General features: G+C 45.3%; 18 protein-coding genes, 1 tRNA gene and 1 other annotated feature. Of the genes, 1 reads left to right on the top strand and 18 read right to left on the bottom strand.

Translation table 11 applies throughout. The features are described 5' to 3' along the window. Positions 1–247: 247 nt before the first annotated feature. From ACAW68_08825 to ACAW68_08890, 14 genes are all read right to left on the bottom strand, one after another. The gene (locus tag ACAW68_08825; protein XGA15560.1) at positions 248–2,041 is read right to left on the bottom strand and encodes an ABC transporter ATP-binding protein; all 1,794 of its coding nucleotides are present in this window, start codon (positions 2,039–2,041) and stop codon (positions 248–250) included. A gap of 121 nt (positions 2,042–2,162) precedes the next feature. Further along, positions 2,163–3,131, bottom strand: coding sequence for a hypothetical protein (locus tag ACAW68_08830; GenBank protein XGA15561.1), 969 nt, complete (start codon positions 3,129–3,131; stop codon positions 2,163–2,165). Positions 3,132–3,137: 6 nt separating this feature from the next. After that, positions 3,138–4,034: a hypothetical protein gene (locus ACAW68_08835; GenBank protein ID XGA15562.1), complete on the bottom strand. Its 897-nt coding sequence runs from the start codon at positions 4,032–4,034 to the stop codon at positions 3,138–3,140. A 146-nt stretch (positions 4,035–4,180) separates the two neighbouring features. Further along, entirely contained in the window at positions 4,181–6,322 is a 2,142-nt protein-coding gene (locus tag ACAW68_08840) for a glycoside hydrolase family 3 C-terminal domain-containing protein (GenBank protein XGA15563.1), read from the bottom strand. A gap of 350 nt (positions 6,323–6,672) precedes the next feature. Continuing rightward, complete coding sequence (gene rpmA, locus ACAW68_08845; protein ID XGA15564.1) at positions 6,673–6,984, bottom strand: 50S ribosomal protein L27; 312 nt, start codon at positions 6,982–6,984, stop codon at positions 6,673–6,675. Between the two features lie 27 nt (positions 6,985–7,011). Next, positions 7,012–7,314: a 50S ribosomal protein L21 gene (gene rplU / locus ACAW68_08850; protein XGA15565.1), complete on the bottom strand. Its 303-nt coding sequence runs from the start codon at positions 7,312–7,314 to the stop codon at positions 7,012–7,014. 32 nt (positions 7,315–7,346) lie between these two features. Beyond that, positions 7,347–7,422, bottom strand: a sequence feature (ribosomal protein L21 leader region). Between the two features lie 95 nt (positions 7,423–7,517). Beyond that, positions 7,518–7,591: transfer RNA gene (locus ACAW68_08855), tRNA-Arg, on the bottom strand. Positions 7,592–7,637: 46 nt separating this feature from the next. Next, positions 7,638–8,165 (bottom strand): dUTPase, encoded by a 528-nt coding sequence (locus ACAW68_08860; protein XGA15566.1) that lies wholly within the window; start codon positions 8,163–8,165, stop codon positions 7,638–7,640. Then, positions 8,165–9,202, bottom strand: coding sequence for a hypothetical protein (locus tag ACAW68_08865; GenBank protein ID XGA15567.1), 1,038 nt, complete (start codon positions 9,200–9,202; stop codon positions 8,165–8,167). Before ACAW68_08865 ends, ACAW68_08860 begins: the two co-directional genes overlap by 1 nt. Positions 9,203–9,204: 2 nt before the next feature. After that, positions 9,205–10,077, bottom strand: a complete 873-nt coding sequence (locus ACAW68_08870; protein ID XGA15568.1) for a hypothetical protein — start codon at positions 10,075–10,077, stop codon at positions 9,205–9,207. Positions 10,078–10,219: 142 nt separating this feature from the next. Beyond that, entirely contained in the window at positions 10,220–11,566 is a 1,347-nt protein-coding gene (glnA, locus tag ACAW68_08875; protein ID XGA15569.1) for a type I glutamate--ammonia ligase, read from the bottom strand. 36 nt (positions 11,567–11,602) lie between these two features. Then, complete coding sequence (locus ACAW68_08880; protein XGA15570.1) at positions 11,603–11,956, bottom strand: MerR family transcriptional regulator; 354 nt, start codon at positions 11,954–11,956, stop codon at positions 11,603–11,605. Between the two features lie 64 nt (positions 11,957–12,020). Next, complete coding sequence (miaA, locus tag ACAW68_08885) at positions 12,021–12,944, bottom strand: tRNA (adenosine(37)-N6)-dimethylallyltransferase MiaA (protein ID XGA17021.1); 924 nt, start codon at positions 12,942–12,944, stop codon at positions 12,021–12,023. 1 nt (position 12,945) lies between these two features. Next, positions 12,946–13,581, bottom strand: a complete 636-nt coding sequence (locus ACAW68_08890; protein ID XGA15571.1) for a glycerophosphodiester phosphodiesterase — start codon at positions 13,579–13,581, stop codon at positions 12,946–12,948. Between the two features lie 76 nt (positions 13,582–13,657). On the opposite strand from ACAW68_08890, the gene ACAW68_08895 reads away from it, so the two are divergent. Further along, complete coding sequence (locus ACAW68_08895; protein ID XGA15572.1) at positions 13,658–13,840, top strand: DUF3042 family protein; 183 nt, start codon at positions 13,658–13,660, stop codon at positions 13,838–13,840. Between the two features lie 73 nt (positions 13,841–13,913). On the opposite strand, the gene ACAW68_08900 is transcribed toward ACAW68_08895, so the two are convergent. The 4 genes from ACAW68_08900 to ACAW68_08915 form a co-directional block, all read right to left on the bottom strand. Further along, the gene (locus tag ACAW68_08900) at positions 13,914–14,300 is read right to left on the bottom strand and encodes a rhodanese-like domain-containing protein (GenBank protein XGA15573.1); all 387 of its coding nucleotides are present in this window, start codon (positions 14,298–14,300) and stop codon (positions 13,914–13,916) included. Positions 14,301–14,399: 99 nt separating this feature from the next. Beyond that, positions 14,400–15,206: a CAP domain-containing protein gene (locus ACAW68_08905; GenBank protein ID XGA15574.1), complete on the bottom strand. Its 807-nt coding sequence runs from the start codon at positions 15,204–15,206 to the stop codon at positions 14,400–14,402. 156 nt (positions 15,207–15,362) lie between these two features. Then, complete coding sequence (locus ACAW68_08910) at positions 15,363–16,205, bottom strand: CHAP domain-containing protein (GenBank protein XGA15575.1); 843 nt, start codon at positions 16,203–16,205, stop codon at positions 15,363–15,365. A gap of 970 nt (positions 16,206–17,175) precedes the next feature. Further along, positions 17,176–18,153 (bottom strand): ROK family glucokinase, encoded by a 978-nt coding sequence (locus ACAW68_08915; protein ID XGA15576.1) that lies wholly within the window; start codon positions 18,151–18,153, stop codon positions 17,176–17,178. Between the last annotated feature and the right edge of the window lie 64 nt (positions 18,154–18,217).

Genomic DNA, 18,217 nt, shown 5'->3' on the forward strand with positions numbered 1-18,217 from the left:
ATATGAGCCACATTTCAATGGCGTGTTAATTTAACTTGTTACGCTTTTAACAAAGTCCATAGTATACTATTAGTATGCAGATTTATCGCATCGATTTCTCACAATTAATCTCACAACTTTTGCTGGTAACACAGCATTTACCTTTCAAATCGAACGCTGCATACTAACTCGTTTCTGTCACTCCCATGATAGAAACGAGTTTTTTATTAGCAAAAAAGAGGCATACCGTAGTATCCCTCTAAACAAACTATTCGAATTGTGCATCGTACAACGTCTTGTATGTGCCACCTTGTGCCAACAACTCATCGTGCGTCCCGCGCTCGACAATTCGACCATCATTCAATACCACAATTTGATCAGCATTGTGGACCGTACTCAAACGGTGAGCAATCACAATTGTTGTCTTGTGCGTCATCAAATTATCCAAGGCGTGTTGAATAATCTTTTCGGATTCATTATCCAATGCTGCCGTCGCCTCATCCAAGATAACTATTTCAGCATCCTTAACCAACGCGCGGGCAATTGACAACCGTTGCTTTTGACCGCCAGACAACTTGACACCACGTTCACCAACGGTGGTATTCATGCCATCCGGCAAGCCACGAATAAAGTCGGCTACCGCTGCACGTTCAGCTGCATCCCAGAGACGCTCATCACTGACATCCCCAGAACCATAGCGAATGTTGTCCGCAATCGTGCCATCAACAATTGTGACATCTTGGCTAACAATTGAAATGTGCTGACGCAAATTGCGAATGTCGATATCTTCAATCTTCATATCGTCAAAGCGGATTTCGCCACCTGTACGCTCATAGAAACGTGTCAGCAAACGAATTAGCGTTGACTTTCCGGCACCTGAACGGCCAACTAGCGCGGTTGTCTTACCAGCTGGAATCATTAAATTAATGCCATTCAATGACGCCACACGCTCCAAATCGTAACTAAATGTCACGTTCTCCAATTCAATCCCCTTCTGCAAAGGACTTGGGAATGGCTGTGGGTCATCTGAGTTCTTAATCGTTTCAACCGCACCCATAATGTCCTTGGTGCGATCATACGAGACTTGAGCCGTTTGTAGCATGTTCAACAAACGTGAGAATGAACGGATTGGGTCTTGTAGCAAAGCCAAATAACTCAAGTAGGCAACCAATTCACCCACAGTTAAGTGCCCCTGAATAACTAACAAGCCACCAAACGCCAGCACAATCGCTGTCCCAATCGTATTAATGAAGTTAACCAATGGCTGGAAAATCGCCTGCCAACGGGTTGCTTCGAGTTGATACGTATTTTGTTCCTCAACAATATCCTTAAAGCGCCGTGTCTCTTCATCTTCCGTCGTATAGCTCTTAATCAACTCAATTTCAGTAATTGTCCCTTGCAGTTGATTTGAAATCTGTGAACTTGTTGCACGAACCTTGGTGTACGCTTCACGAATGCGTGCACGAAAGAAGCGAATTGTCACAAACAGCACTGGGAACGTGATGCTAACCAACAATGCTAGCTGCCAATCTTGAATGAACAAGAACGTCAAGACAGCCACGAACGTAAAAATATTACCGATAATGCCAAAGCTATCTGAACTAATCAAGTTTTGTAGGCTGCTGATGTCGCTGGTTAGGCGAACCATCAAATCGCCAGTCTTAGCACTTTGAAAATAATCATAGTCTTGCTTCAAGATGCGGTTGTACGTCTGCAAACGCAGGTCGGTAATCGACCGTTGTGACAACACCTGCATCAAATAAGTCGAAATAAACGACACAACACCCAAAGCCAACGTTGTGACCAACAATAGTGACACTTGTACAGTCAAGGCAGGAACACTTTTCAGCGCCACTGCATGGTCAATCACACGTTGCGTAAATTGTGGCACGATGAAGTTCAAGCCTGCAATAATAAGCAACAACACCATGTTTAACACTAACAATGACTTACGCTTTAAGACGCTACCAAAAACAAACTTAAGCATCTCCGTCAATGTTGTATCTGATTCTTTTAGATAAGCCTTCATTTCAGAAGGACTCATCCGGCCACGATTCATCATATCTCGTCACCTCCACTTCATTTTATCCGACAACAATCATAACACCACTGACGAAAAGTGAGTGCAAAAGGGTTTGGATACCAAAAAAGCCGAACCCACCACAGGTTCGACTTTCATAAACTTATTGTTGTGGTTGCAAAACTTCGACCATTGCAACTGTCGCTTCCAACGGTTGCGCCTTCACACCTTGGTGTTCTAGCTTAAAAACCTTTGGATTTGACGCAACTTCAATGTAGTCACGCATTTCCAAATACCAGCTAGCCAAGAAATCAAACTCAACCAACGTATCCAACCATGAGGCCGCGTCATGGCCATCAACCACTTGTAGATGCCAGACCCCTTGCAGTTGCAAGATACGGACTTCAATGTTGTTCTTAACAACCATCGCAGCCCCGTTTATCGTGCGCTTCAAGTAGTAACCACTGTGCGCCGAGTGAACAAACAGGCGATCCAACAAACGGTCTGGTACGTAACTCGGAATGAGTTGGTAAATATAATTATCAGCTGTTTCCAAAATGTTGTAGTCAACTGAGTAACCAAGCGTTTGTTCCATGTATCGACCAAAGACCAATAGCATCGCTGCAATCTTGCGTACCGCCGTTGAGGCTTCCTTTTCACGCAAATCAACGACAAGCAAGTTGGTCAACGCTTCTGAGTTAAACAACAATTGGCGTTGTTCAGGTAGCCAGAAAGCCACCTGTTCACCAGTACGTTGCTCTACCAAATAAGCGCCACCTTGTGTGCCCAAGACAAATCGGAATGTGACTGGTGTCTCCAAACCCTTCACTCGAAGCGTCAATTCTTCACTATCATCAGACATCAAAATTGTGTATGCATCTGACTTGGCAAACTCCATGAAACGATTCATCGCCAACATGTAAATGTCAGCCAAACCATACTGACGTGGCACTTGTACCCACTTATCATCAAGCAATCGTTGGTTCAACGCCAACAACAAACCATGTACTTGCGCTGGTTCGTTTGATTCTGACAAATCGTGCACGTTAGTAATCATTGTTTGCACACGGTCAAGGTCCGCTTGCAATTGTGCCGTGTACCCCGTTACACGGTCATGTAATTCCCTAAGCATGTAATGTTACTTCCCTTTACTCTTCTTAGTTGTTGGCTTGGCTGTTTCTTCTACACCAGCCAATGACTTAACGTAGTCAGCATATAGTGACTCCGCCTTCGCTGCAAACGTCTCAAAATCACCGAAAGTTTCTTCGATGGCGTGTTGTTCGTACGCCAAGACAGATTCTTCCTTTTCAAGTGACAACAATTGCTCCTCGTTCTTAGCGATTAACATTGGCAAGTCAGCTGCCTTCTTATCGGTTGCATCCAATGCATCCAACTTAACTTGCAATTCAGCTAACTCATCACCATTGCGCTTGAACAAGCCCTTCTTGTTTTCAAGCTCAGCCTTCTTCTTTTCCAACTCAGCGCGTTCTTTGTCACGGTCAGGTTGACCAGCAACTGTTTCACGCATGCCAGCCAAAAGGCGCTCGATTTCAGCACGCTCAGTTGCGTGGACCGTTTCGTCAGTCTTCGATAATGCAACTGACTTCTTCAACAATTCAAAAGCTGCCATGTTGAAAATGAATGTGACTGAAAACGGATCAAGCACACCAAATTCACGACGGTCCCACCAGTCGCCGAAGAACAAGTGGAATACCCCAACTTCCGTTTCTTCATAGAAGAAGAATGGGAACTTCTCTGACAAATAAGTAATCAAGTTCTTAGCAACGTGGTGGCTAATCTTAGGGCGCAAATCGTCAACAAGCGCAGCTAACACACGGTTGTTATCTGCACCAGCGGCATCATGCACTGTCATATTGTATCGACGTGCATCAATCATCTCAAAAATTTGACGATCATCCCCAGCCATAATCGCCTCTTCAAACTTGGTCAAAAAGGCTTGCTTCTTTTGCAAATCACCTTGCAATTCGTCGGCCAAGTTACCAGTCTCTGTCTTATAATATGGCGTTTCTTCCATGACCCCTCATCTCCGTTTTTCTCGTTTTTGTTAATTACAATTTTACCATAGGAAGCTTAATTGTAACGGTCTCCACCAAGATTCAATATTTCTATAAACACAAAAAGGCCACACAACTATGTGTGGCCTTTCGATTGCAATATTCATTAATGTGTCGTTTGACTACCTGCCAAGCTCAACTCAGTTTGCAATGGTTGCACACCCGTCAACGCGATTGAGCGCGCATCTGGTTGGCTAACACCAACTGAGATTTCAAAACGGTCACTATCAATAAAGTTACGTCCTTGCGCATCAAACACTTCAAAGTCTTGTGGACGCAAATCAAACGTGATTGTTTGCTTCGCTCCCTTCCCCAAGTAAACGCGCTTGAATCCCTTCAACTGTGCGTTTGGCACCGCGAATTCTGATTCCAAATCCTTCACGTATACTTGAACCACTTCATCCGTGTCAAAATTACCGATGTTTTGAATCGTTGCCGTCACCGTTGCCGTATCTTCATATGGCTTCACTTGCAAATCTGACAACGCAACTGATGAGTACGTCAAACCATAACCAAATGGATACAATGCCTCATCCGCCATGCAACGGTATGTGCGTCCTGCCATGTTGTAATCTTCGAAGGCTGGCAAGTTATCTGTATTCTTGTAGAACGTTACAGGCAACTTTCCTGAAGGGCTCACCGCACCAAACAAGACGTCCGCAACAGCCAATCCACCACGAGCACCTGGGTACCAAATTTGCATAGTGGCGCGCAAGTTAGGGTGGTTTTCCAAACCATCCAATTGCAATGATGATCCTGAAGCCAATAGAACAACCACAGGCTTACCAACGGCCAGCAAGCGCTCCAACAATTGACGTTGACGACCTGGCAATGACAAGTTTGGCTTATCACCAGCACCTTGTGAGTTACCAGCATCACCTTCTTCGCCTTCAATCGTTGAATCAAGTCCCAAGACTGCCACAATGACATCTGAGTGCTCAGCCGCAATAACCGCTTCTGATTCGCGCTCATCAGCCTTGGCCAATGGCTCAGCGGCGTGGTCTTGGAACAATCCTGACCCAATGCTGTAGTGGACACGTACGTCGTCGCCAAGGCGCTCTTGAATACCTTCCAAGATAGTGTATGAACGTGATGGTGTCCCGAAGTAGTTACCCAACAAAGCGATTTCTGAGTGCGCATTTGGCCCAACAACGGCGATCGCTTCCATCGTTTCCTTGCGAAGTGGCAAAACACCATCATTCTTCAACAAAACAAATGACTTCTCAGCCGCAAGTTCTGACAAATTATTGTGTGCTTTTGTATCGTTCGCTTCGTATGGAATAGCATCATACTCATTATCATTTGCAAACATTCCTAGACGAACGCGCGTTGCGTACAGTGAAATCACCGCATTGGTAATCTCTTCTTCAGTTACCAAATCACGATCCAATGCCTCATGCAAAGATTGTTCAATATGTCCAGCGACCAAGTTCAATCCTGCCTTGATGGCCAAGCCCATCGTTTCAGCGGCATCCTTCGTATACTTGTGGTTTTCATGCACATCTTCTGGGGCCATGTAGTCTGAGACAACGTGTCCTTCGAATGACCACTTATCATGCAAAATGTCCTTCAACAACATTTCGCTAACTGAGGCTGGTACGCCATCAACTGCGTTATACGCTGTCATGATACTTTCAACATCAGCCTCTTCAACGGCGGCCTTGAAAGCTGGCAAGTATGTCTCATACAAGTCCTTGTCTGACACAACGGCATCAAATCCGTGACGCAAACCTTCCGGACCTGAGTGAACAGCAAAGTGCTTTGCCGTTGCAGCCAACTTCAAGTACTTCGCTTGTCCTTGCAATCCCTTGATGAATGCCACGCCAAACTTTGACGTCAAGAATGGATCTTCACCATACGTTTCGTGACCACGACCCCAACGTGGGTCACGGAAAATGTTCACGTTAGGAGACCAGAACGTCAATCCCTTGTAGATGTCACGGTCTTCATGCTTCGTAAATTCGTTATACTTTGCACGTCCTTCCGTTCCAATGACATCGGCAATTTCATTAATCAAGTGATCATCAAACGTTGCTGCAAGTCCGATTGCTTGTGGGAAAACCGTCGCCACACCAGCACGCGCTACACCGTGCAACGCTTCGTTCCAGTAGTTGTATTCCGGAATGTTCAAACGGTCAATGGCTGGGGCTTCATACTTAATTTGGCCAATCTTTTCATCGATCGTCATTTGGTCGACAATCACCTTAGCTTGGCGGCGGGCTTCTTCGTGCGTGAGTTGCTGGGTCATATCAATACTCCTAAACATAAATCATTTCAATTAATAGTAATTTTGAAAGCGCTTTCTAACACCGTTATTTATACCATGTGTTATGTTTTTCGACAAACCGCCTAAATGCTTACCAAATATGAATAGGACGATAAACAATATACAAGCAACATACCCTGAACATACGTTAATCGATTTTACTTTATTTGACTTGTGATACATTTCACACATTGTGAATGAACTATGCACAAAAATTGATTAACATAACCGTAATATTAAACAAACAAAAAAAGACAGCATCACGACCTAAATCGTAATGCTGTCTTTTAACAGTCTATTAAACTGATTTCAAATCTTAGTTAAGTAATAAATTACTTAGCGATGATTTGCTTGTACTCTTCGCGAGTAACAACTGATACTTGGCGACGGTCACGGCCCAAACGACCGAACTTTACGACACCATCAGTCAAAGCGTACAACGTGTCATCGTTTCCACGACCAACGTTTACACCTGGGTAGATGTGCGTACCGCGTTGACGGTAAATGATTGATCCAGCCTTGATGTCTTGACCATCAGCACGCTTCGTTCCTAGACGACGACCTGCTGAGTCACGACCGTTGGCAGAAGATCCGCCTCCCTTGTGGTGGGCAAGCATCGTCAAGTTGTTCAAATTCAATTGCATGATTTAAATCCTCTTCTTTCCGATGTCTTAGGCAATAGAGTCGATGACAACCTTAGTGTATGGTTGACGGTGACCTTGCTTCTTGTGTGAGTGCTTCTTTGGCTTGTACTTGAAAGTAACAACCTTCTTTTCCTTACCTTGCTTCTCAACAGTACCTGATACAGTAACACCTTCAACGTAAGGTGCACCGATCTTGCCGTCAGCGAAGACAACCTTGTCGAATACGACCTTGTCTCCTTCAGCGGCGTCCATCTTTTCGACGTAGATTACGTCACCGGCAGAAACCTTGTATTGCTTTCCGCCGTTCTCAATGATTGCATATGCTGCCATGAGTTTGCAGACCTCCATAAAATATTTTTCTAAAAAAAACTTAGACTCACCGAGTCCGCGAGCTCCGAGGAACTACTTAATACAGACCACGAGTGGTTGCAGTTTGTGGATTCCACAAACACAACGTAGATAATTATAAAACAAGTTCTAACTAAATACAATAAAATCCCCCACAAATCGTGGAGGACTTCAAAAGTTTTTCATGCAGCTGGTGGGACTCGAACCCACAACCGCTCGGGTAGAAACCGAGTGCACTATCCAGTTGTGCTACAGCTGCAAAAAAAGATGAGTTGGCATCTTTTACCAACTCATCTATTGTACGTTTAAAACGCTGGTGAATCAAGGTCAGAAGCATCCAAAACCGCACGAACTTCTTGATCGATTTCATCCTGCGTCAATTTTAGTTCGACTAGACCGAGCTTCAAAAATGAACGCCAGGCATGTGAAAAATCCGCTTGACGCTTTTGATGATATGAATTTAGCAACATGGTCTTAATCCCAATAAATTGGTGGGCCAAACGCATTTGCGGGAAACGCGCAAACTTGGCTAAATCCTCATCCTCAAGCACCATCAAGTGCGTCCATTGTTGCTTCAAACTAATCAACAAGAATTGGGCGAAAGCCGTTGCGTACAGTGCCTTCACTTCACTATTGCTAGCGTCCACTGCATTATGTGGCACGTCGTTGTTGATAGCTTCAACACGGCGCATCAAGGCACTCATTGATACATCTAGGTTCAAATAATCATTCAGCAAGACATCCTTAGGTCCGATTGGATTTTCCCAATCAGCCACAACTGCGCGATATGACTCGCGTGCTTCACGCAAGTAACCTGCAATATCCATCGTCATTATTCCGCCTCGTCTGATGCTTGTGGTTGTAGCACTTCGACTTGTGGCGCTTCAGAGGCAACTGATTCAGCAGCTGCTTCAACTGGCGTGCCATATGAAATCAAGCCTTCACGTTGCAAGCCAAAGACAAGTTCATCACTCTCAATTGCCAAGTAACGGCGTTCTGTCAAATACCAAGCACCGATAAAGTCATAATCCAGCAAGACATCCAACCATGAAATGGCATCACGACCATCGATGACTTGGAAGTGCCAACGTTGAGCCCCAATGGCCGTTGCATCGTTAACATAGAAGATACGGACTTCAACGCCGTGCTCCAACATCAAACCAGCACCATTTGGAATGCTTTGCAAGAAGTAATCTGAATCAGCTGACAAAACAAACAAACGGTCCAACATTCCCGCTGGCATTTCAGTTTGTACCAATGGATACAAGAAATCATCGCGGGTTTCAAGAATGTTGTAGTCCACTTGGTAACCGAACTCGCGCTCCATGTAACGACCAAATTCCGTTAACAACGTTGCTAGCGTGCGAATGCGGGCTGCCGTCGCCTTCTTACGGAAGTTTTCAACCATCAAATCAGTAATAGCTTCTGCGTTAAACAAAATTTGCTTACGTTCTAGTGACCAGTAGAATAGACGCGCCTCAGTACCTAGCTCAACAAAGTAAGCACCACCATTGTTATCGTCGTTTACAACGAATTCAAAGGTCGCTGGCACATCCAAATCAGTCATCACCAACGTCAACTCTTCACGCTCAGCTGGCGTCAAAACATCATAGGCTGGCATCCCCGCAAATGAAAGGAAACGATCCATCGCCATCAAGTACCAATCTGCCTTCGCATATTGACGTGGTACTGTCACCCATTCTGTATCAAGGTGCGCATTGGTTAGGCGTTGTGCCAACAAGTGGACTTTCTTTGGATCGTTCGTTTCAGCAAGCTCACGAACTTGCGCTAAGGTTTGTTGAATTTGACCAATATCATCACTCAACAAATCAACGTATGAAACAACGCGTTCACGTAGGTGTTCTGTCATGCTTACTCACCTCCCTGTTCGGCAACCAATGATGAGACATAGTCTACATACAATGAGCCGACGGCATTTTGGAAATCAGTAAATGAGCCAAATGCATCATTAATCGCACGTTGCTCATAAATCAAAATCGTATCTTCCTTTGAGTAGTTCAAGATTTGCGCATTGTTCTCAGCAATCAAATCAGGAACCGTCGCAGCCTTCGCATCAGCAGCGTCCAATTGTGCCAAACGGCTACGCAAAACTTCGCGTTGCTCTGCTTGGGCACTCTTGTTAAACAAACCGCTACGTTCTTCTGTGGCAGCCAATTGCGCCATCAATTGTGTACGCTCGGCATCACGGGCATTTTGGTCGTTAACAATCTTTTGCAAGGCTTCATTAGCACGCGTCGTATCTTCAATAACTTGCGCATTAAAACGTTGGCCTGACTCAGCCAATTCAACGGCACGAGCCAACTTTTCGTATTCTTCATCGTTAAAAATGAACTTTACTGATAGTGGATCCAAAATACCGAAGTGGCGACGATCCCACCAGTTTCCAAAGAACAGTTGGAAGACGCCAAGTTGTGACTCTTCATAGTAAAAGAAGGGGAACTTTTCTGATAGGTACGCAATCAACTTTTGTCCCAAATGGTGACTCAACTCATCTTGCATATCATCAACCAAAACTGACAAAGCACGATTTGACTCGGCTTGTGGTGCTTGGCGGATTTGCGTGTTGTACTTTTGGCTATCTAGTAATTCATAAACGCGGCGATCATTCCCCTCTGCCACAGCAGTTTGAATATCACCAATGTAGTTTAATTTTGCTTGTAATTTTCCATTTAATACGGATTGATTTGACGGTAAGTCCGTCGTCAAGTATGGCGTGTTCTCCATCTCAACCCCTCCTGTTTGTGGTTGCAATCTAACTTCTCAACTTATTATATCTACATAATATATATATCATACAACCTAAACTTAAAGAAAAACGCCGACCACGGACTGGACGGCGTTGTTTTTAAGAAGTTTTTACGAAATTTTAGTATTGCTCCAAATAAGTTTCCAATTCCCATTGTGAAACTTCTTGGCGATATGCTTGGTATTCCAAACGCTTAGCATCCACAAATGTGCGTGCCATGTGTGAACCAAGGGCTGCCTTAATAACTTCATCCGTATCCAAATCGTTAACGGCTGCCAACAATGTATCAGGCAAATCAGTGATACCCGCCTTCTTACGCTCAGCCTCGTCCATCAAGTAGATGTTACGATCAACTGCGTGGTTTGGCTCCATTTCACCGGCCACACCATCCAAACCAGCTGCCAAGATAACAGCAAAGGCCAAGTATGGGTTAGCAGTTGGGTCAACTGAACGCAATTCCAAACGCGTTGAGTTACCACGTGAAGCTGGGACGCGGACCATTGGTGAACGGTTTGAACCAGACCAAGCCACGTAAACCGGCGCTTCGAATCCAGGCGTCAAACGCTTGTATGAGTTAACCGTTGGGTTTGTGATTGCCGTAAAGTTAGCTGCGTGCGCCAAGACACCACCCAAGAAGTTGTAAGCCGTCTTTGACAATTGCAAATCACCAGCTTCGTCGTAGAAGACGTTACCAGCTTCATTGAACAATGACATGTTCGTGTGCATACCGTTACCGTTGATACCAGAAATTGGCTTTGGCATAAACGTTGCGTACAAACCGTGCTTACGTGCAATCGTCTTAACAATCAACTTGAACGTTTGAATGTTATCAGCTGCATCCAACGCATCGGCATACTTAAAGTCAACTTCGTGTTGTCCAGGGGCAACTTCGTGGTGGGCTGCTTCCACTTCAAAGCCCATCTTTTCCATTTCCAAAACAATTTCACGACGTGTGTTTTCACCCAAATCAAGTGGGGCCAAATCGAAGTAGCCACCCTTATCGTTTAGGTTCATCGTTGGGTTACCGTGCTCATCAAGCTTGAACAAGAAGAATTCTGGCTCAGTCCCAATGTTAAAGTTCTTGAAACCAGCGTCTTCCATTTGCTTCAAAACACGCTTCAAGTTGTTACGAGGATCCCCTGCAAATGGCTCGCGGTCGGCCGTGTAAATATCTGCAATCAAACGTGCAACCTTACCACCGTGTGAGTCAGTCGCCCATGGGAAAATCATGAACGTTGAAAGGTCAGGGTACAAGTACATGTCTGACTCTTCAATACGAACGAATCCTTCGATTGAAGAACCGTCAAACATCAAATTGTTGTCCAATACCTTTTCAAGTTGTGAAACAGGTACTTCGACGTTCTTAATTGTGCCGAAAACATCTGAGAACTGCAAACGTAGGAATTCCACGTTTTCCTCAGCAATCATGTTGCGAATATCATCCTTGGTATAAGCCTTGCGAACCATTGTAATCTCCTTTTACTTTATCCCAAAACACATCATCTAAAACTTCCGTTGACCGTTATTAAAACGACCAATCTTAAGCAACTCATCAGCCAACATGTGACGCATATTAATTTCATCCGGATTAACCGTTTCTGCTTCACGACGTTGCTTTTTAGCATCAACCTCATGAATTTCAGAAATCGAATATCCCGCATCTAGATAATCTGCAATCTCCAATAAACGATCGACGTCATCTAATGAAAAACGTCGCTGCTTACCGGCCCCTCTATGTGGCTCAATGAGTCCCTGCTGATCATAGTACCGAATCTGACGATCTGATAAGCCCGTCAATTCGCGCACTACGCTCATTGGCAACACTGCCAAATCGCGACGTAACTCTCGTCTTACCATACGTCCGACCCCCTATGAGTAGCATGTTACCACCTATTTTAGAAGATTTTTCTATTCATGTCAGCTATTCTGACACGAACCCCGCGACGTCACTTTCAATCGTCTTTAGTGTCGCGATGTTTTGTACCAAGTCATACCAATGAATGTCAGTGAACTGGTTATTGAACCATGTCATTTGACGCTTTGCATAACGACGTGAGGCTTGCTTCAACGCTTCACTCGCTTGCTCAAGTGTTTCGACACCGTCTAAGTAACCAAACAATTCCTTATACCCAATTGCTTTCTTAGCCGTACTATCTTCTGGCAACGTTGCCGCAATCCGTGCTTCTTCAAGCAAGCCATTCGCAATCATCGCATCCACACGGGTATTAATCCGTTCGTACAAAACTGGTCGATCCGTCGTTAACCCGATGATACAGGCATCATACAAACGCTTTGGCTCAGGCGGCTGTTCTGAAAAAGGCTTGCCAGTGTGATCACTAACTAAGAGCGCTCTGACTAGACGGCGAATTTGTCCTGGCAGAATGCGCGCTTCACTAACCGGATCCAATTCACGTAAAGCATCACGCACAACTGCTTCGCCCTGCTCATGAGCAATTGCCGTCCACTTCTCGACAAACGCCTCATCCGTAATGTCATCCACCTCAGCCAGCGGACGGTCACCTAGCAACGCTTGGACATAAAAGCCAGTACCACCAACCAAAATTGGCATTTTGCCACGAGCTGTGATATCCGCAATCGCAGCCTGTGCTTCACGCACAAAGCGCGCCGCTGAATAATGTTCAGCAGGGTCAGCAACATCAATCATATGATGTGGTGCGACCGCTTGTTCTTCGGGCGTCGCCTTGGCTGTCCCAATATCCAATTGACGATAAATTTGCATCGAATCACCCGATACAATTTCACCGTTAAATTTCTTTGCTAGTTCTAGTGATAAAGCGGTTTTTCCAACCGCAGTCGGACCGACAATCACAATCAACTTATCCATACTACTTTCCATCTCTATCTCTAATTTGTTGGGCCAAACGTACATCGTCCGTAATCACACCAGCAACCCGCCCGATGAACATCAATCGCAACGCCCAAGCCATCGTCGGCGTCCACCAATACGTGACCGCTTTCCGTGCACGTGCAACGACAAACGGTAAATAACGGTAGTCCAAATTGTTATTTTGAATCACACCGGCGTGAAACAGTTGACGGCTCAAACGGTTAGGACGATGTTGCAACAGCCCTAACGGCATCGTTGCGTCAAGTTGGCGCCACGTTTTAACAGCATTCACTTGGAATGATTGCAACATTACTGGTGCGTCTATTTCAGCTGCTTGCAACTCACGGTACAATTCTGTTGCGCCCCGCTTGCCCTTCAACTCAATCAACAATAGGCCTTGGTAATTCGTTTCTTTTACCAACGCCAAAAATGATGCAAAATCATCCACAACTGGTGGCATCTCGTCATCAATATCATGTTTTAGGATTAAGCGACCCTCATATAATTGCACATCAACCTCTAAGCCATCTGCGCCTAATTGAATTGCAGAAGCAAAAGCTGGTAATGAATTTTCAAGGCGGCCAGCCGTGTGATCACCCCGATGGGCGATAATTAATGATTTGTTCATCTGCATTTCAAGAAACCCCAGTTATTAAACTCAATTAAAATATGTTAAACTTATTTTAACAAATATATGGAGGAACCACATCATGAAGAAGTTTGGTTTGGGGATTTTTACTGGTGTTGCTGGTACGCTAGCAACTGCTGCCGCTGCGGCCTTCACGTTCCACAAGGTTGCTGTTAAGCCTTTGGAAGAAGAAGAGGCTAAGTTTGAGGAGACTGAGCGCAAGGCTGCTCGTAAGGCTGCTCACTCTCACGGCGCACGATTCTAATCTAAAAATATAAACAAATACCCACTTACATGAGCCGGCGTAACATCGTCAGTTAATGTAAGTGGGTATTTTTTTAATTACTCTTAGTCTTACCAGTGTAAGAACCAAAACCGTTCTTCAAGACGTAGATATCGTTGTATCCCGCCTTCTTCAACTTACGCGCCATACGCGCAGCCATTTGCATGTTTTCGTCATACAAAAAGACTGGCTTGTCTTGACGCAAAGCACTGTGGTTTTCATTCAACATAGCGTATTGAATGTTACGTGCACCAAGCACGTGCTTTGCCTTAAACTTAGCTGGCTCACGCAAATCGATCAATTGGTGACCGCGACTTTGTGCTTCGAATTCTTCAGAGTTCAAAAGTGATGCCGCACGCTTCAACGTTACGCGCGTCCATACCAATGTACCAACCGTCCAAAGAATCCAAAGCAATACAATGACAAACAATGCTTGCAACATACTACTAAATTCCCCATTTCGTTTTTCAGTCAAGTACTATTCTATCAAACCTAAAATAAAAAGTCTGCCAACCTTAGGCAGACTTTGATTTTTCTTCAATTATTGCGCTTCAGCAACGAACGTACCAGTAGCGGCGTTGTAACCGAAACCAACACGTGAGTATGAACCCAATACCCAACGCGTGTGTGGGTGTGAACCGTTGTCGATCATACCAGTTTCAGCATACCAAGCGTTAACAGCGGCTGAACCAGCACCGAAGCCAATAGCAACAACTTCGTGACCGTATGATTGTGCAAAGTGCGCAGCGTCAACGTTTCCTGCCATCATGTCGGCACGGTATTGTGCAGTTGCTGACAATGAAGCATCGTATGAAACTGGTGACAAACCAGCAGCCGTACGGATTGCGTTCAATGCGTTAACGGCATCAGCGAATGAACCCGTTGAAACAGGTGCAGTTGCAACTGACGTTTGTGCAGGCGCTGCAGAAGCAACTGGTGCTGATGACGCAGCAGATGAAGCTTGTGATTGAGCTGGTTCTGCTGCAACACTTGATTGTGCAGGTGCAACTGAACCGTTCAAGCGAATCTCTTCACCAACGATGATCAAGTTAGGGTTCGTGATGTTGTTCATCTTTACGATGTCATCCACCTTCAAGCCAGTTGCTTGTGCGATTGTGTCAATCGTGTCACCTTCTTGAATCTTGTAAGTCGTACCAGCAGTCTTAACGGCTTCCTTAACGTCGTCAACCGTCTTTGCACGCCATGAAGCAGCGTCCGTAGCTGGCTTTGCGTTATCGTCGGCTGATACAGCAGTGTTTGAGTTCGTCATTGGCAAAATCGCAGCAGCGGCAACCAAAGCGGCAGCTCCCATTCCCTTAGCCATAGCATTCATCTTAGAGTTAATCATATTGTTTATATTCCCTTTTTGTACGTTTTTGGCCAGTCCAACGACTGAGCCTCGTATGCTTTCTATAATAGCAAGTACGTATATCAAGTAAGTTACATCACGATAACAAAAAAACGGGACATTGATGACAATGTCCCGTATGCAATACATTTCAAATTAGTGGATGAACAAAACACCTGCTGCAGGGATAGTACGTGATGAAACCACGAATTCACCCTTAGCGTTCATTTCTGAGATTGTGATCATGTCACCGTTAACACCCGTAACAACAGCCACGTGTCCGTATGATGAAGCGTAAGCAACACCTGGCATCATAACAGCAAACGTACCAACGGCTGGGTTCGTGTCTACAACACGGCCAGCGTAAGTTGCGTTGTTAGCCCATTCTGCGGCGTTACCCCAGAAGTTACCAACCCAAGGCAATTGGTTCTTAACGTACCACGCGCATTGTCCAGCGTAGTATGAGTTACCTGGTACAGCAGTGTAGTCAGCATTGTATGAAGGCGCTGCTGGTTGTGCTTCTTGGGCAACTGGTGCCTCTGCAACGTCAACTTCTTCAGTAGCAACAGGTGCTGCTTCTTCAACAACTGGCGCTACTTCAACTGCAGCTTCTTCGGCAACTGGTGCTTCTGAAGCAACAACTTCTTCAGCAACTTCCTTCGTCAAGTTGATTTCTTGACCGATAACAATGAAGTTAGCGTCGTTGATGTTGTTAGCTGCAGCGATTTCTTCTGCAGTCAATTCAGTAGCTGAAGCAATCGTTGACAACGTATCACCAGCTTGAACCGTGTACTTTTGACCTGCGGCTTGAACGGCTTCAACCACTTGATCAACCGTCTTTGCACGCCATGATGAAGTCGTTTGTGCCACTTCTTCGTTAGCGTATGCTGATTCAGTTGAAATCATTGGTACGATGGCAGCAGCTGCAGCAACAACCGTTGCGGCTACCCAGTTCTTACCTGACTTGTACATCTTCTTGCGTGAATTTACGTTTTGCATGATTAACTCCCCAATTATCTGTCGCTCATATAAGCGTTTGTTTCTTTGTTTTAATAAGATTTAATTTGTATTAGTTATGCGTTGCCCTAGCAACGTGATTAATAATACCGACGGGGCGTAACAGTTATATAACAGCGACTAAACAACGTGTAACGCACAAATTGGTCATATTTGATTTGCATATAAACAGCGTCATTTCGGCACAACTGTTCCGGTGTTCACATTTACTTCAAAAACAGTCCCCACTCTGAAAATAACTTTTTTCGTGTTTTCATTACTTTTCAGGCCGTTTGTTACAACTATTACATCGTTTTCTGGGAAGTTTGTTACAGATCGGCTTAGTTTGTGGTTAGTGTCCGTCCTGACGGCCGGAGTGCTTGGCCCCTTCTAGGGCACGCTAACACGTCCAGACCATGACCTGCAGGGAGCGGAGTCCACGCCGTTGGCGCGTGCTCCTTTACCTCCCGTGGCTCTAAGCGGAAACCCGCTAAGAACCCACACCTGCGGGTCAAGGTCTGCACGTGTCTATACGCGTGGCGGGGCCAAGCACAGCAGCCAAGTAATACTCTGATTGTTTGAGTTACATCCACCACTTTACCGCAGGTTGAACTGTTCGCCCATTTGGTTTCTGGTGCATGATTATCTTAGACAGGATAGAACATCTTAGCTGCTGGCATGGGATTTGGTTGGGGTGGTGGTGCGGAGCTCCTGCGATATTAGCCGGTGACCAAGCGAGGACAGGAGCACCAATTATCACTTAGCAGCAGTGGATTTCGAGCCGACAGGCGCGGAAATACGCTGAGGCTTAGTGAGAATGGGACTCCTTCGCCACCAGCTTATATTGCAGGACGGAGCACCGCCACCCCAACCAAATCCCATGCCTCGGCGCAACGCGTCGACACTCCAAAACCACGACAAAAAAAGACGAGAACCATTCGCTGATTCTCGTCTTTATTTTTGCTTTATTTAATTAGGCAATAACGCGATCTGAGTTACGGGCCAATGAAGCAGCACCGTATGCACCAGCATCGTTACCCAACTCAGCCAACTTAACTTCAGTCACGTCACGCGTTGACTTGAAGGCAAATTGCTTAAAGTTCTTCTCAACACGATCCAACAAGAACTTTCCTGCGGCTGAAACACCACCACCGATAACAACAGAAGATGGGTTCAAGATGTTTGAGATGTTAGCTGAAGCCAATCCAAGGTAGTAAGCAACCTTGTCTACAACTTCGTTTGCCAAGTAGTCACCTTCCTTGGCCAAGTCAAAGACAATCTTTGACGTTACTTCTTCACCGTTGTCGACCATAGCCTTCAACTTTGAGTTACCAACGTAGGCTTCTGCAAAGTCTTGCGCCAAGTGAACAACACCAGTAGCTGAAGCGTATTGCTCCAAGCAACCGTAGTTACCGCATGTGCACAAGTATCCACCTGGCTCGACGATCATGTGACCGACCTCACCACCGGCTCCTGCAACACCGTGGATCAACTTACCATCGTTAATCAATCCACCACCAACACCAGTTCCCAACGTAATGAAGGCAACGTCTGGTTGGTTGTTTCCGGCACCACGCCATTGCTCACCCAATGCGGCAGCGTTGGCGTCGTTGTCCATCGTCAAGGGCAAACCAGTTCCAGCTTCGATTTGCTCACGAACGTTTTGTGTTTCCTTCCAGTTCAAGTTGAAGGCACCCTTAACAGTACCGTTCTCAAGATCAACCGTTCCTGGTGTACCCATTCCGATACCAATGATGCGATCCTTGTCCAATTGGTACAAGTCCAAGTGGTGGTTAATTGAATCAATGATATCAGGTACGATGTGTGACCCTTCATCCAAAATGTTTGTACGGATTGACCACTTTTGTTGGATTTCTCCTTCAGCAGTCAAAATGGCGAACTTGATAGTCGTACCACCAAGGTCAACACCAATTAGCTTATCTTTAGCCATGATTTTTCCTCGTCATTCTCACAAAAATATTTTGTAATCGCTTTCTTATCTTTCAACATTATTT

It is taken from the genome of Weissella confusa, from assembly GCA_041871065.1.
Lineage (GTDB): Bacteria > Bacillota > Bacilli > Lactobacillales > Lactobacillaceae > Weissella > Weissella confusa_A.

What these genes read in the sequence shown, in the direction of transcription:
- rplU (XGA15565.1), bottom strand. Translation starts at nt 7,314, where the DNA reads ATGGCAGCATATGCAATCATTGAGAACGGCGGAAAGCAATACAAGGTT.
- ACAW68_08915 (XGA15576.1), bottom strand. Translation starts at nt 18,153, where the DNA reads ATGGCTAAAGATAAGCTAATTGGTGTTGACCTTGGTGGTACGACTATC.
- rpmA (XGA15564.1), bottom strand. Translation starts at nt 6,984, where the DNA reads ATGCAATTGAATTTGAACAACTTGACGATGCTTGCCCACCACAAGGGA.
- miaA (XGA17021.1), bottom strand. Translation starts at nt 12,944, where the DNA reads ATGGATAAGTTGATTGTGATTGTCGGTCCGACTGCGGTTGGAAAAACC.
- ACAW68_08860 (XGA15566.1), bottom strand. Translation starts at nt 8,165, where the DNA reads ATGACGATGGATATTGCAGGTTACTTGCGTGAAGCACGCGAGTCATAT.
- ACAW68_08905 (XGA15574.1), bottom strand. Translation starts at nt 15,206, where the DNA reads ATGATTAACTCTAAGATGAATGCTATGGCTAAGGGAATGGGAGCTGCC.
- ACAW68_08830 (XGA15561.1), bottom strand. Translation starts at nt 3,131, where the DNA reads ATGCTTAGGGAATTACATGACCGTGTAACGGGGTACACGGCACAATTG.
- ACAW68_08870 (XGA15568.1), bottom strand. Translation starts at nt 10,077, where the DNA reads ATGGAGAACACGCCATACTTGACGACGGACTTACCGTCAAATCAATCC.
- glnA (XGA15569.1), bottom strand. Translation starts at nt 11,566, where the DNA reads ATGGTTCGCAAGGCTTATACCAAGGATGATATTCGCAACATGATTGCT.
- ACAW68_08900 (XGA15573.1), bottom strand. Translation starts at nt 14,300, where the DNA reads ATGTTGCAAGCATTGTTTGTCATTGTATTGCTTTGGATTCTTTGGACG.
- ACAW68_08880 (XGA15570.1), bottom strand. Translation starts at nt 11,956, where the DNA reads ATGGTAAGACGAGAGTTACGTCGCGATTTGGCAGTGTTGCCAATGAGC.
- ACAW68_08890 (XGA15571.1), bottom strand. Translation starts at nt 13,581, where the DNA reads ATGCAGATGAACAAATCATTAATTATCGCCCATCGGGGTGATCACACG.
- ACAW68_08910 (XGA15575.1), bottom strand. Translation starts at nt 16,205, where the DNA reads ATGCAAAACGTAAATTCACGCAAGAAGATGTACAAGTCAGGTAAGAAC.
- ACAW68_08825 (XGA15560.1), bottom strand. Translation starts at nt 2,041, where the DNA reads ATGATGAATCGTGGCCGGATGAGTCCTTCTGAAATGAAGGCTTATCTA.
- ACAW68_08840 (XGA15563.1), bottom strand. Translation starts at nt 6,322, where the DNA reads ATGACCCAGCAACTCACGCACGAAGAAGCCCGCCGCCAAGCTAAGGTG.
- ACAW68_08865 (XGA15567.1), bottom strand. Translation starts at nt 9,202, where the DNA reads ATGACAGAACACCTACGTGAACGCGTTGTTTCATACGTTGATTTGTTG.
- ACAW68_08895 (XGA15572.1), top strand. Translation starts at nt 13,658, where the DNA reads ATGAAGAAGTTTGGTTTGGGGATTTTTACTGGTGTTGCTGGTACGCTA.
- ACAW68_08835 (XGA15562.1), bottom strand. Translation starts at nt 4,034, where the DNA reads ATGGAAGAAACGCCATATTATAAGACAGAGACTGGTAACTTGGCCGAC.